The sequence below is a fragment of the Stenotrophomonas testudinis genome, assembly GCF_024499815.1.
In the GTDB taxonomy this organism is placed as follows: domain Bacteria; phylum Pseudomonadota; class Gammaproteobacteria; order Xanthomonadales; family Xanthomonadaceae; genus Stenotrophomonas.
Map to the genome: position 1 here is coordinate 1 of NZ_JAMOKY010000007.1, position 16,012 is coordinate 16,012.

Consider the following 16,012-nt stretch of genomic DNA (forward strand, 5'->3'; position numbering starts at 1 on the left):
CCCCCCCCCCCCCCCCCCCCCCCCCCCCCCCCCCCCCCCCCCCCCCCCCCCCCCCGACTCTACAAAGGCGCAGTCGAGCATGGCTCGACTCTACGTACCCGCGGCGTAATCCTGCGCCTGGCGCATCACCCGCAGCAGGTTGCCGCCCCAGATGCCGGCAATCTGCTGTTCGCTGTAGCCCTTGCGCAGCAGCCACGCAGTGATCTTCGGCAGCTGGCTGACATCGGGCAGGTCGCTCAGGCCACCGCCGCCATCCCAGTCCAGGCCGATGCCCACATGCTCGGGGCCGACCACCTTGAGGATGTGCTCGAAGTGGGTGAAGAAGTCGTCCAGGCTGGCGTGGCGCACCGGGTGTTCGTGGTCCAGCGCCTGCTCGGCCTGCTGCAGGGCAACGCCCTGGGCAATGGTCATGCCTTCCCAGCCGCCCAGCTGCTTGCTCAGCGCTTCTTCGGCCTGCTTGCGTTCGGGCGTCTTGGCGGTGTCGATCAGGTAGCCGCCATAGGCATTTACCTGGATCACGCCACCGGCCTTGGCCAACTGGCGCAGGCGCGCATCGTCGAGGTTGCGCGGGTGGTTGTAGACCGCCTTGGCCGAGCTGTGCGAGAGCACGAACGGCACCGGCATCATCGCCAGCAGGTCATCGAACACCGCATCGGACGCGTGCGACTGGTCGATGACGATGCCCAGCTTCACCGCGGCGCGCACCAGGTCCTTGCCGGCCGGGCTCAGGCCCTTCCACTCCGCACCCTTCGGGTCGGTGGCCGAATCGGCGAACTCGTTGTTGGCGAAGTGCACCGTGCTCAGCAGGCGCAGGCCGGCGCGGTGGTAGAACGAGAGCAGGCTGGGGTCTTCCACCAGCGGGCTGGCGTTTTCCATGCTGATGTAGACCACGCGCTTGCCGGCAGCCTTGATCCGCGCGGCGTCATCGGCGCTCAGCGCAAGCTCAAAGCGCTCCGGGTTGGCCGCCAGCATCTGCCGGATCTCCAGCAGCCGCTGCAGGCCATGGTCGCGCTCGGCCAGGTGGGCCGCTACGGTGCGGTCGCCCTGATCGGTGTAGATCGCCCAGAAGCCACCATCCAGCGCGCCCTCGACCATGCGCGGGTAATCCACCTGCGAAAGCGCGTTGTGGTCGTGCCGCTGTTCGATGTCGAAGCCGGCGCGGCCGAAGTTGGCCGGCGTGTCGAGGTGGCTGTCCAGGGTGAGCAGTCGCTGCTGCAGGGCCTTGGCGCGGGCCAGCTCCTGCGCGCTGAACTCGATGGCATGGGCGGACAGCGGCGCACTCAGCGCCAGGGCAAGCAGCAGGGACAGGCGACGCAGCGACGGCATGGGCTCTCACCGGTGAGGAGAAGAGCCCGACCATAGCGCCGTGGCCCGCCGTTTTGTTGAAATCAACCAACCACGCGGCAGAACACGGCCTTCAGGTAGCGCGATTCCTGCACGTGGGCCATGAACGGATGGTCCGGACCGGCGCCGGCCACCTTCAGGATCTGGATCGTGCGGCCAGAGAAGTAGGCCGCGCGGCGCAGCATGTCGAGGAACTGGTCCTCGGCCACCAGGCCGGTGCAGGAGAACGTGGCGAACAGGCCGCCCGGCTTGACCACGCCCAGCGCCAGCTTGTTCATGTCCAGGTACTTCTTCAGCGCGGTGATGACCTGGTCGCGGTCGCGGGTCATCTTCGCCGGGTCCAGGATCACCACGTCGTACTGCTCGCCGCGGTTGGCGGCATCGCGCAGCCACGGGAAGATGTCGGACTGGACGAACTTCGGGCGCACGTTGTTCAGGCGCGAATTGCCCTTGGCGATCTGGATGACGTCTTCATCGATGTCGATGCCGACCACTTCCGAAGCACCACGCGCGGCCGCGTACACGGCGAAACCGCCGGTGTTGCAGCACAGGTCGAGCACGCTCTTGCCTTCCACCTGCTGGCTCAGCCACTCGCGGTTCTCGCGCTGGTCGGCGAAGAAGCCGGTCTTGTGCGCACCGGCCGGGTCGGCGCGGAACTTGATGCCATACTCGGTGATCACCGACGCTTCGGTGGTGGTGTTGCCGTGGAAGTCGAAGCTTTCCTGCTTCTGCACGTGTTCGTCGGCGAAGCTGTGGAAGCGGCAGCCCGGGAACTGTTCGCGCAGGGCGTCGTAGATCCACTCGCGGTGGCGGAACATGCCGGCAGCGAAGAATTCGACCACCACCAGGTCGTTGTAACGGTCCACCACCAGGCCGGACAGGCCGTCGCCTTCGCTGTGCACCACGCGCCAGGCGTCGGACACCGCGTCCAGCTTCAGCACGCCACGGCGCAGTTCAACCGCCTGGGCGATCTTGCGCGAGAACCAGCCGGCATCGACCGGCACGTTCGGGTCGGTTTCGAGGATGCGCACGGCGATGCGCGAGTGCCCGTTGTAGAAGCCACGGCCGATGAACTCGCCATCGATGCCGACGACGTCGACGATGGAACCGGGCTTGGGCCGGACGGTCGGCTTCTCGACCAGTTTCTGGAAGATCCACGGGTGGCTGGAGCGCCACGCGTTCTTGAGGCGGACAACGGGAAGGGGGGTATTCATCGGCCTATTGTAGCCGGGGGCGCTTTTGTAGAGTCGAGCTTGCTCGACTGAACGGGACCGTTCAGCAAAGGCCGTCGAGCAAGCTCGACGCTACGAGGGGCGGGGAATGGCCGCCCATTTGACGGCGGCCCGGCCAGGCCGCAGAATCGGCCCCAGAAGGGGAGTAGCTCCCAGACGTTGTCGCCGTCAATTCGAGCCCGCAGGCTCCGGTGCAACGGCAATCCCACCCGCGTGGGGTTGCGAGCGAGACCTTCGCCGTACTGGCGAAGCTCTGTCCCTGGATCCCCCTCCCGATCCTCCGTTGCAGATCCTCGCCGTCCGGCCTGGCATTCATCTTTCCAACGGATATTCCCAATGCAGACGATCGGTAATGTGTGGATGTGGGGCGGCTTCGTGGCGGTGGTCATCATCGCCCTGCTCGTCGACCTGGTGTTGATGCGACATGGCGGACCCCACAAGGTCACCTTCAAGGAGGCCCTGTGGTGGTCCATCGGCTGGGTCGTGCTGGCCCTGCTGTTCAACGCGGGCCTCTGGTACTACCTCAGCGAGACCGCCGGCCAGGTGGTGGCGAACAAGGTCGGCCTGGAATTCCTGACCGGCTACCTGGTCGAGAAGGCCCTGGCGGTGGACAACATCTTTGTCTTCCTGATGATCATGAGCTACTTCGCGGTGCCGGAGGAACAGCGCCAGAAGGTGCTGATCATCGGCATCCTGGGTGCGATCGTGCTGCGTACGATCATGATCTTCGCCGGTAGCGTGCTGATCAGCCAGTTCCATTGGCTGCTCTACGTGTTCGGTGCCTTCCTGCTCTTCACCGGCTGGAAGATGTGGTTCGCCGCCGGCCAGGAGCCGGACCTGGAGACCAACCCGGCCCTGCGCTGGATGCGCAAGCACCTGCGCCTGCTGCCGGACTACGCCGGCAACGCGATGAGCGTGATGCAGGACGGCAAGCGCTGGTTCACCCCGCTGTTCGCGGTGCTGATCCTGATCGCGGTGACCGACGTGATCTTCGCCGTGGACAGCATCCCGGCCATCTTCGCCATCACCACCGACCCGTTCATCGTGCTCACTTCCAACGTGTTCGCGGTGCTGGGCCTGCGTGCGATGTTCTTCCTGCTGGCCGGCATGGCCGACCGCTTCCACCTGCTGCCGTACGGCCTGGCGCTGGTGCTGGGCTTCATCGGCATCAAGATGATGATCATCGACCTGTTCAAGATCCCGACCCCGGTGTCGCTGGGCGTGGTCGCCGCGATCATTGCCGCCACCGTGGTGCTCAGCCTGAAGTACCCGCCGAAGGAAGACGCCGGCCAGGCCTGAGCCTGACCGGCCTGCAGCGCGCGGCCGGCGGGATTGTCCCGTCGGCCACCCCCACTCTCCCGCAGCGGTGGCCTTGGTTTCGCGCCAGCCACCGCCATTGCTGAGGTATGGACAACAACACGCCCCTGCCCGCCGGTGACGTGCCGGCCCCCCGCAACGACCGCATGCGCATCCTGCGGGCGTTCAATGTCAGCCTCGCCACCGTACTGGTGCTGCTGGCCGTGTTCGCCCTGCAGGGCAGCTTCGACTGGCGGCCGTGGGCGGTCGCGCCGCTGGAGGCCAAGGGACTGCTGGGGCTGATCGGCGGGCCGATGCTGCATGCCTCGGTCGAACACATCGCCGCCAATGGCTTTGCGATCCTGATCCTCGGCACCCTGGCCGGCAGCGTGTACCCGAAGGCCACCGTGCGTGCCCTGCCCCTGCTGTGGCTGGGTTCGGGCATCGGCGCGTGGATGCTGGGCACCCCCGGCAGCGTGCACCTGGGGGCCAGCGGCGTGACCCACGGCCTGATGTTCCTGCTGGCCAGCCTGGGGCTGCTGCGCCGTGACCGCGCGGCGATCGCCACCGGCCTGATCGGCATGCTGTTCTACGGCGGCATGCTGATGACCATCCTGCCGCATGCCGACGGCGTGTCCTGGCAGTCGCACATGGGCGGCGCCTTCGCCGGCATCATCGCCGCGCTGCTGTTCCGCAACGCCGACCCAATGACGCCGCGCCCGCACTACAGCTGGGAGGACGAGGAAGACGAGGTCGAGGCGCTGGCCGACGACGAGCTCGAGCCGCCTTCGCCGCACCGCGTGCCGGTGCTGTGGCAGCCGCGCGAGGGGCACGATTACGTGGTGATCCCGTTCCGTCGGCCGGAAGACCCGCGCGGCTGATGCAGCACGTCGGGGTCGGATCCCCGAAGGGGCTCTGACCCCAAACCGGATGCCGGCCCGCGGCCGACACTACCGGATTCTCAATTCCCTGCGGCGCCCATGCCATCCACCGCCTGCCGGCCCAGCGCCGGGTCATCGGTGAAGAACGCATCGATGCCGGTGGCCAGGTACGCGCGCATCTCGGCGATCGAGCCTTCCGGGTTGCGCGCGCTGTCGGCGCCCTTGCGCAGGTTGCTGGCCTGGAAATGGTTTTCCGGGCGGAAGGTGTACGGGATCACCATCAGGCCGGCCGCATGTGCGTCACGCACCAGCGCGGTCGGCGTGCCCAGCGCACCGTTGGCCTCCAGCGGGATGATCGAACGCAGCTCCGGGCCGATGCCATCGGCGTAGCTGGCGATGTCCTTCAGCCCGGCCGGGGTCATCATCTGCGCATAGCTGAGCGTGCCACCGGCCTTGGCGACATCGGCCGGGCGGGCATCGCCCTTCCACAGCAGCTGCAGCAGGCGGATGTTGCTGCCACGGCCGATCTTGCCGCGCAGGTAGCGCAGGTTGGCGGTCTCGAACGACTGGATCGTCACCGGCGCGACGGCGGTGTAGGCATTGCCGCGCAGCGCGGCCAGCACCTTGTCTTCCATCGGCAGGCCGATGGACTGGAAGTAGGTCGGGTGCTTGATCTCCGGCACCAGGCCGATGCCGCGGTTGGCGCGGCCGGCCTGCTGCATCAGGAAGGCCAGGATCTCGTCCAGGGTGGCGATGCGGAACTGGCCGTCGAACGCAGTGCTGCGCAGCTCCGGCAGGCGCTCGCGGGTGTAGAGGGTCTTCAGCTCGGCCAGGGTGAAGTCTTCGGTGAACCAGCCTTCGACCGTCTCGCCGTCGATGACCTTGGTGGTCTTCCGCTTGGCGAATTCCTTGTGCTCGGCGACGTCGGTGGTGCCACCGATCTCGTTCTCGTGGCGGGCCACCAGCACGCCGTCCTTGGTCATCACCAGGTCCGGTTCGATGTAGTCGGCACCATCGGCGATGGCCTGCGCGTAGGCCGCCAGCGTGTGCTCGGGCAGCAGCGCGCTTGCGCCGCGGTGGCCGTAGACCGAGACCTTCGCGGTCGCCGGGGTGGAAGTTTCAGCACTCATGGCCACCGATGGTGCCACGGCCAGCGACAACAGCAACGCACAACCCCACGACTTCACTGCGACTTCCCCAAGCGGTATGTGATGGGGGTCAGTATGCGGCGGGAATATGACAGCCGGGGGCGTCGGGGATGGGGTCAGAGCCCCTGCGGGGGATCTGACCCCAACCGCCATCATTCTTCAACTATTCCGATTGATGCGCGAAGTGGTGCGCGGCTAGCCTCGAATGACCAACACTGACGTTGTCGGAGGCAGATCGTGAAACAGCCGATGTACATGCCGATCCTGAAGTGGCGACAGGGCGAGTATCTTGCAGTGGGCCGTGCCAGCGAAGGCATCAAGGACTGGATCCATCCCCTGTTCGAGATACCCGTCGAGCAGTGGGACTTCGAGAACGATGCTCCCGCGAAGTCACTCGACGATCATCTGAAGAACGTCGGGAATCGCCTGGTCAAGAACTGGAAGGCGCGGCGTTGCCTGTTCGACTCGCCCTATCTTGCCGGCGATGACACCATGGCGGACGGGCAGCACCATCTGGAGCGGATCTTCGACCTCACGCGCACAGCCGGTTGCCAGGCCATTCCCGTAACCGGCATTGACCGGCATGTCGACTACCAGCAAGCCGTGGCACGTATCGTTGCCCGCGATGATCGCGGCTGCGGATTGCGGCTGGTACCGGATGATCTTGAAGGCAGGGGTCTGGCCCGCATCCCGGCATTGTTGAAACTGCTGGGCGTTGCGCCAGGCCAGGTGGACCTGATCCTGGACAGCTCGGCCGATGTCGCCGACTCGCCCACGCTGCAGGCAACCACGTGGCAGACCTGGATCGCAGCCGTTCCGGATCTGGCCGACTGGCGATCGGTCACCATCGCGGGCGGTAGTTTCCCTGCCAGCCTGAGCCCCTCGTCGAACTATCGCCCGCACGGTGACGTCAACCGCCGGGAGTGGCGCGCGTACACCCGGCTTGTCAGCAGTCGTCCCGATCGGATGCCGTGGTTTGGCGACTACGGCTGCGCCTCGCCACAGACCGAGCTGATGGATCCACGCCTGTTCGACCCCAATGCCAAGATCAAGTACACGATCGATGACCAGTGGCGGATCGTGGTCGGCACCCAGATCAAGCGCAATGGTCGCGACCAGTACCGCGATCTGTGCAACCACCTGGTCTCTGATCCACCGGTGGTGTTCATGGGACGCGGCTACAGCTGGGGTGATGCATACATCGAAGACTGCGCCAACAATGTCAGCAGTACCGGCGGAAGTTCCACCTGGCCGACCGTGGCCACCAACCATCACCTGACTAAGGTTGTTCGCGACCTCGCCAATCTGGCCGGCGCTTCATCTGTTCCCTGACCAGCATGCGGATTTCCGCAAGGCTGTAGAGCTCACCCAGGCGCTCGCACAGCGCTGCACGGTTTCCGCGCAGCGCTGATTTTTCAGCGGTCCTGCTGCTGATCAGGGCTGTCAGCTCATCGCGCCACAGCAGTGCCGCCACGGCAGTGGCGCTCACCGAGGGATTGAGCCTGGCAGGCCGCAGCAGTTCCATCCGGACGGCATTGCGCGCACCACGTGAGGCCAGCCTGACCCCCCACCATGCAGGCAGCGTCTCCAGCGCATGATCCAGATGGCGCTGGCCCACCACGATCGTCGCCTTGTCGAGCACGTCGGAATAGAACTGCTGCTGCAATGGCAGTCTGCGCAACGTGTCGACGTCACTCTTGATTTCGTAGCCGTGCAGGTGGCCATTGATGACACAGACATCGACCCGGCAGGCACCGCGTGCAAGCCCCATTTCCTCCACGACAAGCGTGTTCGGATTGGCGACATGCTCTGCGATGACCTTGCTCAGCAGCGCTGATCGCACGTCACTGTCGGTGATCGGGTTCATGGCGGGATGATATCAAGGAGGTGTCGCGGCCCGGGTTGAAACCACGTGGTGTCGATTGTGATGATGCGAAGGGTCAGAGCCCCGCAGGGGATCCGACCCCGGTATTACTTTCCGATGCAGAAGCTGGAGAAGATCCTGCCCAGCAGGTCATCCGCACTCATCTGCCCGGTGATCTCGCCCAGCGCGTCATGCGCCAGCCGCAGTTCCTCGGCGGCCAGTTCCAGGTGTTCATGCACCAGCTCGCCATCGGCGCGCTGCGCATGCTCCTGCGCGCGTTCGATCGCATCCACATGACGGGTGCGCGCGGAGAACTCGCCGTCCACCTGCTCCCCTGCCCCGGCCGAGGCAATCGAACGCAGGCGCGTGTGCAGGTCTTCCAGGCCGGCACCGGTGGCGGCCGAGACGAACACGCGGTCCGGGTCGTCCAGCACCGGCAACGCGTCCATCAGGTCCGACTTGTTGTGGATGTAGACCTTGTGCGGCACGGCGGCCACGGCTTCGCCCAGCGCGGCTTCGCCGGCGGCCGGGTCGCGCGCATCCAGCACGATCAGCGCCAGGTCGGTGCGCTCGATTTCCACGTGGGCGCGGCGCATGCCTTCGCGTTCGATGGCATCGCCGCCGTCGCGCAGGCCGGCGGTGTCGACCAGGGTCAGCTCCAGGCCGTCCAGGCGGATGGTTTCGCGCAGGGTATCGCGGGTGGTGCCGGCGATGTCGGTGACGATGGCGCGCTCGCTGCCGGCCAGGGCGTTCAGCAGTGAGCTCTTGCCGGCATTCGGTGGCCCGATCAGCACGGCATGCAGGCCATCGCGCAGACGACGGCCGCGCTCGGCGTCACGACGCAGCAGGGCAAGATCTCCGCGCGCCTGTTCCAGTCCACGCCGCACCTGCGCGCCGCCCAGGGTATCCAGCGGTTCGTCGGCGAAGTCGATGGCGGCTTCCACGTGGATGCGCAGCAGCACCAGCTGTTCCACCACGGCCTCGATGCGGCGCGAGAACACGCCATCCAGCGAGCGACGTGCCGCGCGCGCGGCGCGGTTGTCACCCGCGGCGATCAGGTCGGCGATGGCCTCGGCCTGGGCCAGGTCGAGCTTGCCGTTGAGGAAGGCCCGTTCACTGAACTCACCCGGCCGCGCCTGGCGCGCGCCGAGCACGATGCAGCGCGCGACCAGCTGCTGCAGCAGCACGGGGCTGCCGTGACCCTGCAGTTCCACCACTTCCTCGCCGGTGAAGCTGTTCGGTGCCGGGAACCACAGCACGATGCCGTCGTCGATCACCTCACCGTCGGCATCGCGCAGCCGGGCGTAGTGCGCGTGGCGCGGGCGCAGCGTGGGCGCGCCCAGTGCGTTGGCGATCGCCGCGGCACGCGGACCGGACAGGCGCAACAGGCCGACACCGCCCGCGCCGGGGGCACTGGCGATGGCGACGATGGTGTCGGTGCGGGTCACATCGTTCATGGCTCAGAGCTTCTCCAGCTGCGCGCGCGCCTGCGCGGCACCGCTGCCCTGCGGCTGCAGGGCGAGGTAGGTGGTGTAGGCCTGCTTCGCCTTGGCCTTGTCGCCGGCGTTGAAGTAGGCGTCGCCCAGGTTGAGGTGGGCCACCGCGCGCGACGGGTCGATCTTCAGGGTGTTTTCCAGCCAGCGCGCGGCTTCGGCGTAGCGCTGCTGGCGGTAGTAGACGAAACCGAGGTTGTTGGCCGCCTGGGCAAAGTCCGGGCGCAGCTTCAACGCTTCGGTGAACTGGGCGACGGCTTCGTCGTACTGCTTCTCGCGGTACAGCTGCAGGCCACGGTCGTTGGCCTGCTGCGCGCGCTGGCGGTCCGAGGCCGGGCCGGCGGTGGGCACCACCAGCTTGGCCTTCCCGCCCTGCAGGTCGGCCACGGTCACCGGCGCCTGCGCGCCCTTGGCATCCTGCGCGGCGTCGACCTTGTTGTTCAGTGCGATGGCATCCGGGGTCAGCTGGCGCGTGTCGGCATTGAGGTATTCCTGGCTGTCCGGCACCTGGAACACGAACTCGCCGCCCTGCGAACCGGGCAGGCTGCCGAAGGCCGGGGTCTGGTGCGAGACGGCCGACACCGCCGGCGCCACGTAGGCGGCCAGTTCGGTACCGGTGATCAGGCCGTCGCCATTGAGGTCGCCCTTGCCGGCCAGCGCCTGCAGCAGCACCCACGTGAACACCGAATGGCCGTTCGGGCCGGCATCGGCCACCTGCTGGTCGGCACCGCCGGCAGTCAGCATCTGCCGCGCGCTGCGGCGTGCGTTCTCGCGCAGGAATGACGACGACGACGGGCCACCGCGGGTCAGGCCCAGGCCGCTGTAGCAGGCATCCATCACGAACATCACGTGCTTGGCCTGCATGCTCTCGGCGATGTTCTGGATGTCGGTCATCGCGATGGCGTCGGTGGCGAATTCCTTCGGGTCTGAATCCACCGGGATGATGTAGCCGAGGTCGCGCCCGGAAGCGAGCTGGCGGGTGGCGCCGTGGCCGGCGAAGAACACGAACACGCGGTCGTTCCTGCCGGTGCGGTCGTCGGCCAGGCGGTCGTGGAAGGCGGCCAGGATGTTGTTGCGGGTGGCCTGCTCGTTCTTCAGCACGATCACCTGCGAGGACGGGAAACCGAACTGCCCGGTCAGGGTGTCGGCCACCGCCTGCGCATCGTGGCTGGCGTATTCCAGCTTTGGCCACTTGGCGTAGTTGTCGATGCCCACCACGATCGCCCACGACTTCTCGTAGCCAGTGGTGACGGTGGCATCGCTGGTCGCGCCCTTGCGCGCACGGGCGACGGTGAACTCGCGGCCGTTCCAGCCGGCGAACTGGTAGCCGTCGGCGATCAGCCGATCGAGGATCTGCGGCAGCGCCTTCACTGCGCGGTCGTGGATGTCATGGAACAGGATGATGCCGCGCTGTTCCTTGTTCACCTGGCCGAGCACGCGCTGCACGATCGATTCCGGCACCGGGTCGGCCCAGTCCATCGAGTCGATGTTCCACATGATCGACTTCAGGCCGGCCTCGTTCAGCAGCTGCAGGCCTTCGGCGTTGCGCGCGCCATACGGGAAGCGGAACAGCGGCGCACGCTTGCTGTCGACATCCTTCAGCAGGGTGTCGGTATCCAGCACCTGCTGGCGCAGCGCATCGCCGGTGGTGCGCGACAGCTGGGCGTGGGTCAGGCTGTGGTTGCCCACTGCATAGCCCTCTTCCATCAGGTTGCGGCTGATCTTCGCCATCGGGCCGAGGCTGACCTTGCCATCGGCCTCGACCTTGCCCAGGTTGCGGCCCACTTCAAAGAACACGCCCGGCACGTCGTAGCGCTTGAGGATGGCCACCACTTCATCGGTGTAGGCCTTGTGCGGGCCGTCGTCGAAGGTCAGCACCACGGTCTTGGCCGGCAGGTCGCGGCCGAAGATCTCGCGGTCGCTGTCCTTCATCGACATCGGGTATGGCTCGATCACCCCGTAGTCGCGCAGGATCGCCTCGCGGCTGTAGTCCTTGTGCAGGTGGGCGATGTAGTCCTCCCACTTCTCGCGCTTCAGGTCGATGGCGCGGGTGCGCTCGAAGCGGCTGAAGATGCGGGTCAGTTCCTGGTTGTAGTTGCGCTCGATCTCGTCCAGCGCGTCCAGGTCTTCGCCGATGCGCTGGTGCAGCTTCACTGCCGGCAGCGAGGAATCCGCGCCGACACGTTCGTGCAGGTCGCGCAGCACTTCGCGGAACGCCAGGCGATCGGCATCGAACAGTTCCGGCGCCGATTCGATGTAGTCCAGCACGCTGCCCAGCGTGGCGAAGCGCTGCGGGCTGCCGCCACGCAGCAGGCTGTCGAACTGCGCGGCGATGGCGGTGCGCTGTTCCAGCCCGTCGTGGAACAGCTGCTGGCCGATGCGGGTGGAGGTACCGCGGTCGGTGGCGCTCTGCTGCTCTTCGTCGGCCAGCAGCACGATGATGCGGCGGTAGCCATCGAGCTGCTTCTGCAGCGCGGCCAGCAGCGGTGCGGCGGCCGGATCGACGGCGGCGGCGGCCTGTGCGCTGGGCTGGGTGACGGCGGCAGCAGCGGGCGCCTTGCCCTCCTTGTCGCCGCAGCCGGCAACGGCCAGGGTCAACAGCAGCGAGGGCAGGAACAGGCGGAACGACGACGCACGCGGCATGGCAGGCTCGATGGATGGGGACACGGTGTGCGGGGCGATTCTAACCCCGCATGCGAAAAGCCCGCCTTGCGGCGGGCTTTTGCGGGGATCAGCGTCGGATTATTTCTTCTTGACCGGGGCCGGTGCGGTGGTCGCCGGCAGCGGCTCACCGCCGTGGCGCTTGGTCATCCACCACTGCTGCAGCAGGCCCAGGCCGCCGTTGACCACCCAGTACAGGACCAGGCCGGACGGCATGAACGCCATCATGAAGCCAAAGACCAGCGGCATGAACTGCATCATCTTCTGCTGCATCGGGTCCATGCCCGGTGCCGGGGTCAGCTTCTGCGTGGCCCACATCACCGCCATGTTGATGACCGGCAGGATGAAGTACGGGTCGCGCGCGGTCAGATCCTGGATCCAGCCCAGCCACGGCGCCTGGCGCAGTTCGACCGACTCGACCAGCACCCAGTACAGGGCGAAGAAGATCGGCATCTGGATGAGGATCGGCAGGCAGCCGCCCATCGGATTGATCTTTTCCTTCTTGTACAGCTCCATCATCGCGGTCTGGAACTTCTGGCGGTCATCGCCATAGCGTTCCTTCAGCTGCGCGATGCGCGGCTGGAAGCGACGCATCTTCGCACCGCTCTTGTACTGCACGGCCGACAGCGGGTAGAGCACCAGCTTCAGCAGGACCACCAGGCCGACGATGGCCCAGCCCCAGTTGCCGACCAGCTTGTGCACCTGGTTCAGTACCCAGAACAGGCCCTGGCCGATCACCGCCATCATCGAGAAGCGGCTGTAGTCGACCACGCGGTCCAGGCCCGGCACGTCTTCCTTGGCAATCTGGTTGACCAGCTTCGGGCCGACCCACAGGCGGGCTTCGGTGCTGGTGGACTGGCCCGGGGCCACGGTGAAGGCCGGGCCACGCGCTTCGATCAGGTCACGACCGGCCACCTGCGACAGCACGTAGTGGGCGGTCTGGTCCTTCTGCGGGATCCAGGCGGTGAAGAAGTGGTGCTGCAGCATCGCCAGCCAGCCGCCGGTGATGTTCTGGTTCAGCGCGCCATCGTCCAGGTAATCCTTGAACGCACGACGCTGGTACTTCTTGTCGTTGTCGTACCAGGTGGCACCGTTGAAGCTGAACGAGTCCGGGTTGGTCATGTTCCGCGACAGGATGGTCGGGGTACGGTCCAGGGTGCGGTAGACGTAGCCGTTCCACGGGGCGGTGCCGGTGTTGCTGACCTCGTCCTTGAAGCGCACGGCGTACTCGTTGCGCGAGACGGTCAGGGTGCGCTTGATGGTCACGCCGTTGTCGGCGGTCCACACGAACGGGATCTGCAGTTCGTTCTGGCCGTCGGCCAGCACGAAGTCGCGGACGTCACCGACCAGCTTGAAGCCATCGGCGCCCGGCACCGGGGTGTTCTTGTCTTCGCTGGCCCAGCCGCTGATCGCGCTGTACGGATGCGCGGGGTCTTCGGTCAGCAGGCGCACCGGGGCGCTGCCTTCTTCCTTGGACTGCGGGAACTGCAGCAGCTCGGCGTCGAGCACGCGGCCGCCGTCCACCACCAGGCGCAGCACGTCGGTGGTGATGGTCACGCGCTGGGCGGCCGGGGTGGCGCTGGCCTGGGCCTGCTGCGCCGCGGCCTGGCCCGGGGCACCGGGGACCTGCGCGCTGGGGATACTGCCCGGGGTCGCACCTGGAACGCTCTGTGCGGCGGCCTGAGCCGAGGTGGTGGCCGGAGCCGGGGTCGGCGCGGCCTTTTCACGGCCCCACTCCATCCACAGGAACACGGCCACCATCAGCCAGGCAAAAATAAGGAATACGCGGGTCTGGTTCATCAGCGGACAGGCTCGGCGGGGCCGGGACGCGATGCCGGCTCGATCAAAGAGGGAGGTGCGATGCCATCTGGCGGCGGCATTGTGCCGTCCACGCCCGGCGCGGGCAATGCACGCAGGCGCCGCAGCAGGCGCAGGAAGGCCTGACGGATGTCGTCGTTGCTGGCAGAACGCGCAGCACTACGAGCCACGACGACGAAGTCGCCTGGCTGGATATCGGTTCGTGTCCGACGCAAGATGTCGCGCAGGACGCGCTTGATCCGGTTACGCCCGACGGCGTTCGGATCAACCTTGCGGGAAACCGCCAGACCCAGCCTGGCCGGCCGGTCAGCCGGCAGCCAGTGCAGGGTCATCAGCGGATCGGACACACGGCGGGCGCCGTTGAAGACCGTTGTATATTCGGCACGCGTGCGAACCCGCGCAGAGCGAGGGAATCGCTTGCGCGGGTCTGCAGTATTCACTGTCGAAGGGATTGCGTCTGCCGCGATGTGCGGCATGGCAATCAGGCGCTCAGGACTTTGCGGCCCTTGGCGCGGCGACGCGACAGGATCTTGCGGCCGTCAGCGGTCTTCATACGGGCACGGAAGCCGTGGTCGCGCTTACGCTTGAGGTTGCTGGGCTGGTAGGTGCGCTTGGTGGCCATGTGGGCCTCTCGTATGAATGGGACGGGAAAGAACCGGAAATTCTAGAGAGGTCTCCCCCCTTGCGTCAACCCCTTGTGACTACGCCAATTCACCGGGCTGTGCAATAGCTGTGGATCTTTTTGTGAATAAGTGGGGGACAAGCATTCCGAAGCCGGGCGCTCGGTGGTAGTCTGAGCCATCCATTTCCCCCTTTCAGGCCTGTGTTTGGGCGCGTTGTCGCGCCTGTGCACAGGTCACCGGACGATTATTGCCGATGGATGCCTGGTCCCGAAGTCTCGAACGCCTCGAAGCGGAGTTCCCGCCGGAAGACGTTCACACCTGGTTGAAGCCGCTGCAGGCCGATCTGCGCGCGGACAGCCTGGTGCTGTATGCCCCGAACGCCTTCATCGTCGACCAGGTGCGCGAGCTGTACCTGGCCCGGATCCGCGAGCTGCTGACGCACTTCGCGGGTTTCGGCGACGTTTTTCTTGAAATCGGCTCGCGGCCTCGGCCCTCGGAGGCGCAGAACGCGCCGGTTTCGAGCGCGGCGACGGCGGTGGCAGCCCAACCGCAGGTGCCGTTCGCCGGCAACCTGGACAACCACTACACCTTCGCCAACTTCGTCGAAGGCCGCAGCAACCAGCTGGGCCTGGCCGCTGCCTTCCAGGCGGCGCAGAAGCCGGGCGACCGCGCGCACAATCCGCTGCTGCTGTACGGAGGCACCGGCCTGGGCAAGACCCACCTGATGTTCGCCGCCGGCAACGCCATGCGCCAGGCCAATCCGGGTGCGAAGGTGCTGTACCTGCGTTCGGAACAGTTCTTCAGCGCGATGATCCGGGCCCTGCAGGAAAAGACCATGGATCAGTTCAAGCGCCAGTTCCAGCAGGTGGACGCGCTGCTGATCGATGACATCCAGTTCTTCGCTGGCAAGGACCGCACCCAGGAAGAGTTCTTCCACACCTTCAACGCGCTGTTCGACGGCAAGCAGCAGATCATCCTGACCTGCGACCGGTACCCGCGCGAAGTCGAGGGCCTGGAAGCGCGCCTGAAGTCGCGGCTTGCCTGGGGCCTGTCGGTCGCGATCGAACCGCCGGACTTCGAGACCCGCGCCGCGATCGTGCTGGCGAAGGCCCGCGAACGCGGTGCCGAGATTCCCGATGATGTTGCGTTCCTGATCGCCAAGAAGATGCGCTCCAACGTGCGCGACCTCGAAGGCGCGCTCAATACCCTGACCGCCCGCGCCAATTTCACCGGCCGCGCGATTACCACCGAATTCGCCCAGGAAACCCTGCGCGACCTGCTGCGCGCCCAGCAGCAGGCGATCAGCATTCCCAACATCCAGAAAACCGTTGCCGACTACTACGGCCTGCAGATCAAGGATCTGCTGTCCAAGCGCCGGACCCGTTCGCTGGCCCGCCCGCGCCAGGTCGCCATGGCCCTGACCAAGGAGCTGACCGAGCACAGCCTGCCCGAGATCGGCGATGCCTTTGCCGGTCGCGATCACACCACGGTGCTGCATGCCTGCCGCCAGATCCGGACCCTGATGGAAACCGACGGCAAGCTTCGCGAGGACTGGGACAAGCTGATCCGGAAGCTGAGCGAATGATGCACGGACGCTGATGAGGCGTCATCGCACAAAACGGTGCAGAATCCGGTAGCAAGCGCGGGATGAG

13 protein-coding genes are annotated in these 16,012 nt (G+C 66.5%); 4 read left to right on the forward strand and 9 right to left on the reverse strand.

Annotated features, from left to right (window positions below):
* Window positions 1-90: 90 nt before the first annotated feature.
* Both NQ204_RS06375 and NQ204_RS06380 read right to left on the reverse strand, forming a co-directional pair.
* On the reverse strand, window positions 91-1,326 hold the full coding sequence (locus tag NQ204_RS06375; protein ID WP_256643375.1) for a dipeptidase: 1,236 nt from the start codon (window positions 1,324-1,326) through the stop codon (window positions 91-93).
* Window positions 1,327-1,388: 62 nt separating this feature from the next.
* A complete protein-coding gene (locus NQ204_RS06380; protein WP_116864016.1) occupies window positions 1,389-2,558 on the reverse strand; it encodes a class I SAM-dependent rRNA methyltransferase in 1,170 nt (389 codons plus the stop codon).
* 354 nt (window positions 2,559-2,912) lie between these two features.
* Between NQ204_RS06380 and NQ204_RS06385 the strand changes: the two genes are divergently transcribed.
* Both NQ204_RS06385 and NQ204_RS06390 read left to right on the forward strand, forming a co-directional pair.
* A complete protein-coding gene (locus NQ204_RS06385; RefSeq protein ID WP_108770554.1) occupies window positions 2,913-3,875 on the forward strand; it encodes a TerC family protein in 963 nt (320 codons plus the stop codon).
* Window positions 3,876-3,982: 107 nt separating this feature from the next.
* Window positions 3,983-4,753 carry a rhomboid family intramembrane serine protease gene (locus tag NQ204_RS06390; protein WP_256643376.1) on the forward strand — a complete coding sequence of 257 codons (771 nt, stop codon included), beginning with the start codon at window positions 3,983-3,985 and terminating at the stop codon, window positions 4,751-4,753.
* Window positions 4,754-4,833: 80 nt separating this feature from the next.
* On the opposite strand, the gene NQ204_RS06395 is transcribed toward NQ204_RS06390, so the two are convergent.
* Window positions 4,834-5,940 carry a glycerophosphodiester phosphodiesterase gene (locus NQ204_RS06395; protein WP_256643377.1) on the reverse strand — a complete coding sequence of 369 codons (1,107 nt, stop codon included), beginning with the start codon at window positions 5,938-5,940 and terminating at the stop codon, window positions 4,834-4,836.
* Between the two features lie 198 nt (window positions 5,941-6,138).
* Here NQ204_RS06395 and NQ204_RS06400 point away from each other — a divergent pair, with 198 nt between their 5' ends.
* Window positions 6,139-7,233 carry a beta family protein gene (locus NQ204_RS06400; RefSeq protein WP_243402714.1) on the forward strand — a complete coding sequence of 365 codons (1,095 nt, stop codon included), beginning with the start codon at window positions 6,139-6,141 and terminating at the stop codon, window positions 7,231-7,233.
* Here the strand turns inward: NQ204_RS06400 and NQ204_RS06405 are convergent.
* From NQ204_RS06405 to rpmH, 6 genes are all read right to left on the reverse strand, one after another.
* Window positions 7,181-7,768, reverse strand: a complete 588-nt coding sequence (locus NQ204_RS06405; protein ID WP_256643378.1) for a sce7726 family protein — start codon at window positions 7,766-7,768, stop codon at window positions 7,181-7,183. The genes NQ204_RS06400 and NQ204_RS06405 overlap by 53 nt on opposite strands.
* Before the next feature lie 104 nt (window positions 7,769-7,872).
* Window positions 7,873-9,222: a tRNA uridine-5-carboxymethylaminomethyl(34) synthesis GTPase MnmE gene (mnmE, locus tag NQ204_RS06410; protein WP_256643379.1), complete on the reverse strand. Its 1,350-nt coding sequence runs from the start codon at window positions 9,220-9,222 to the stop codon at window positions 7,873-7,875.
* A gap of 3 nt (window positions 9,223-9,225) precedes the next feature.
* Entirely contained in the window at window positions 9,226-11,901 is a 2,676-nt protein-coding gene (locus NQ204_RS06415) for a polysaccharide deacetylase family protein (protein WP_256643380.1), read from the reverse strand.
* 99 nt (window positions 11,902-12,000) lie between these two features.
* A complete protein-coding gene (gene yidC, locus NQ204_RS06420; RefSeq protein ID WP_256643381.1) occupies window positions 12,001-13,719 on the reverse strand; it encodes a membrane protein insertase YidC in 1,719 nt (572 codons plus the stop codon).
* The gene (rnpA, locus tag NQ204_RS06425) at window positions 13,719-14,213 is read right to left on the reverse strand and encodes a ribonuclease P protein component (RefSeq protein WP_256643382.1); all 495 of its coding nucleotides are present in this window, start codon (window positions 14,211-14,213) and stop codon (window positions 13,719-13,721) included. Before rnpA ends, yidC begins: the two co-directional genes overlap by 1 nt.
* Before the next feature lie 5 nt (window positions 14,214-14,218).
* On the reverse strand, window positions 14,219-14,359 hold the full coding sequence (gene rpmH / locus NQ204_RS06430) for a 50S ribosomal protein L34 (RefSeq protein WP_005411729.1): 141 nt from the start codon (window positions 14,357-14,359) through the stop codon (window positions 14,219-14,221).
* A 254-nt stretch (window positions 14,360-14,613) separates the two neighbouring features.
* Between rpmH and dnaA the strand changes: the two genes are divergently transcribed.
* Window positions 14,614-15,945: a chromosomal replication initiator protein DnaA gene (gene dnaA / locus NQ204_RS06435; protein WP_116864025.1), complete on the forward strand. Its 1,332-nt coding sequence runs from the start codon at window positions 14,614-14,616 to the stop codon at window positions 15,943-15,945.
* The last annotated feature ends 67 nt before the right edge of the window (window positions 15,946-16,012 follow it).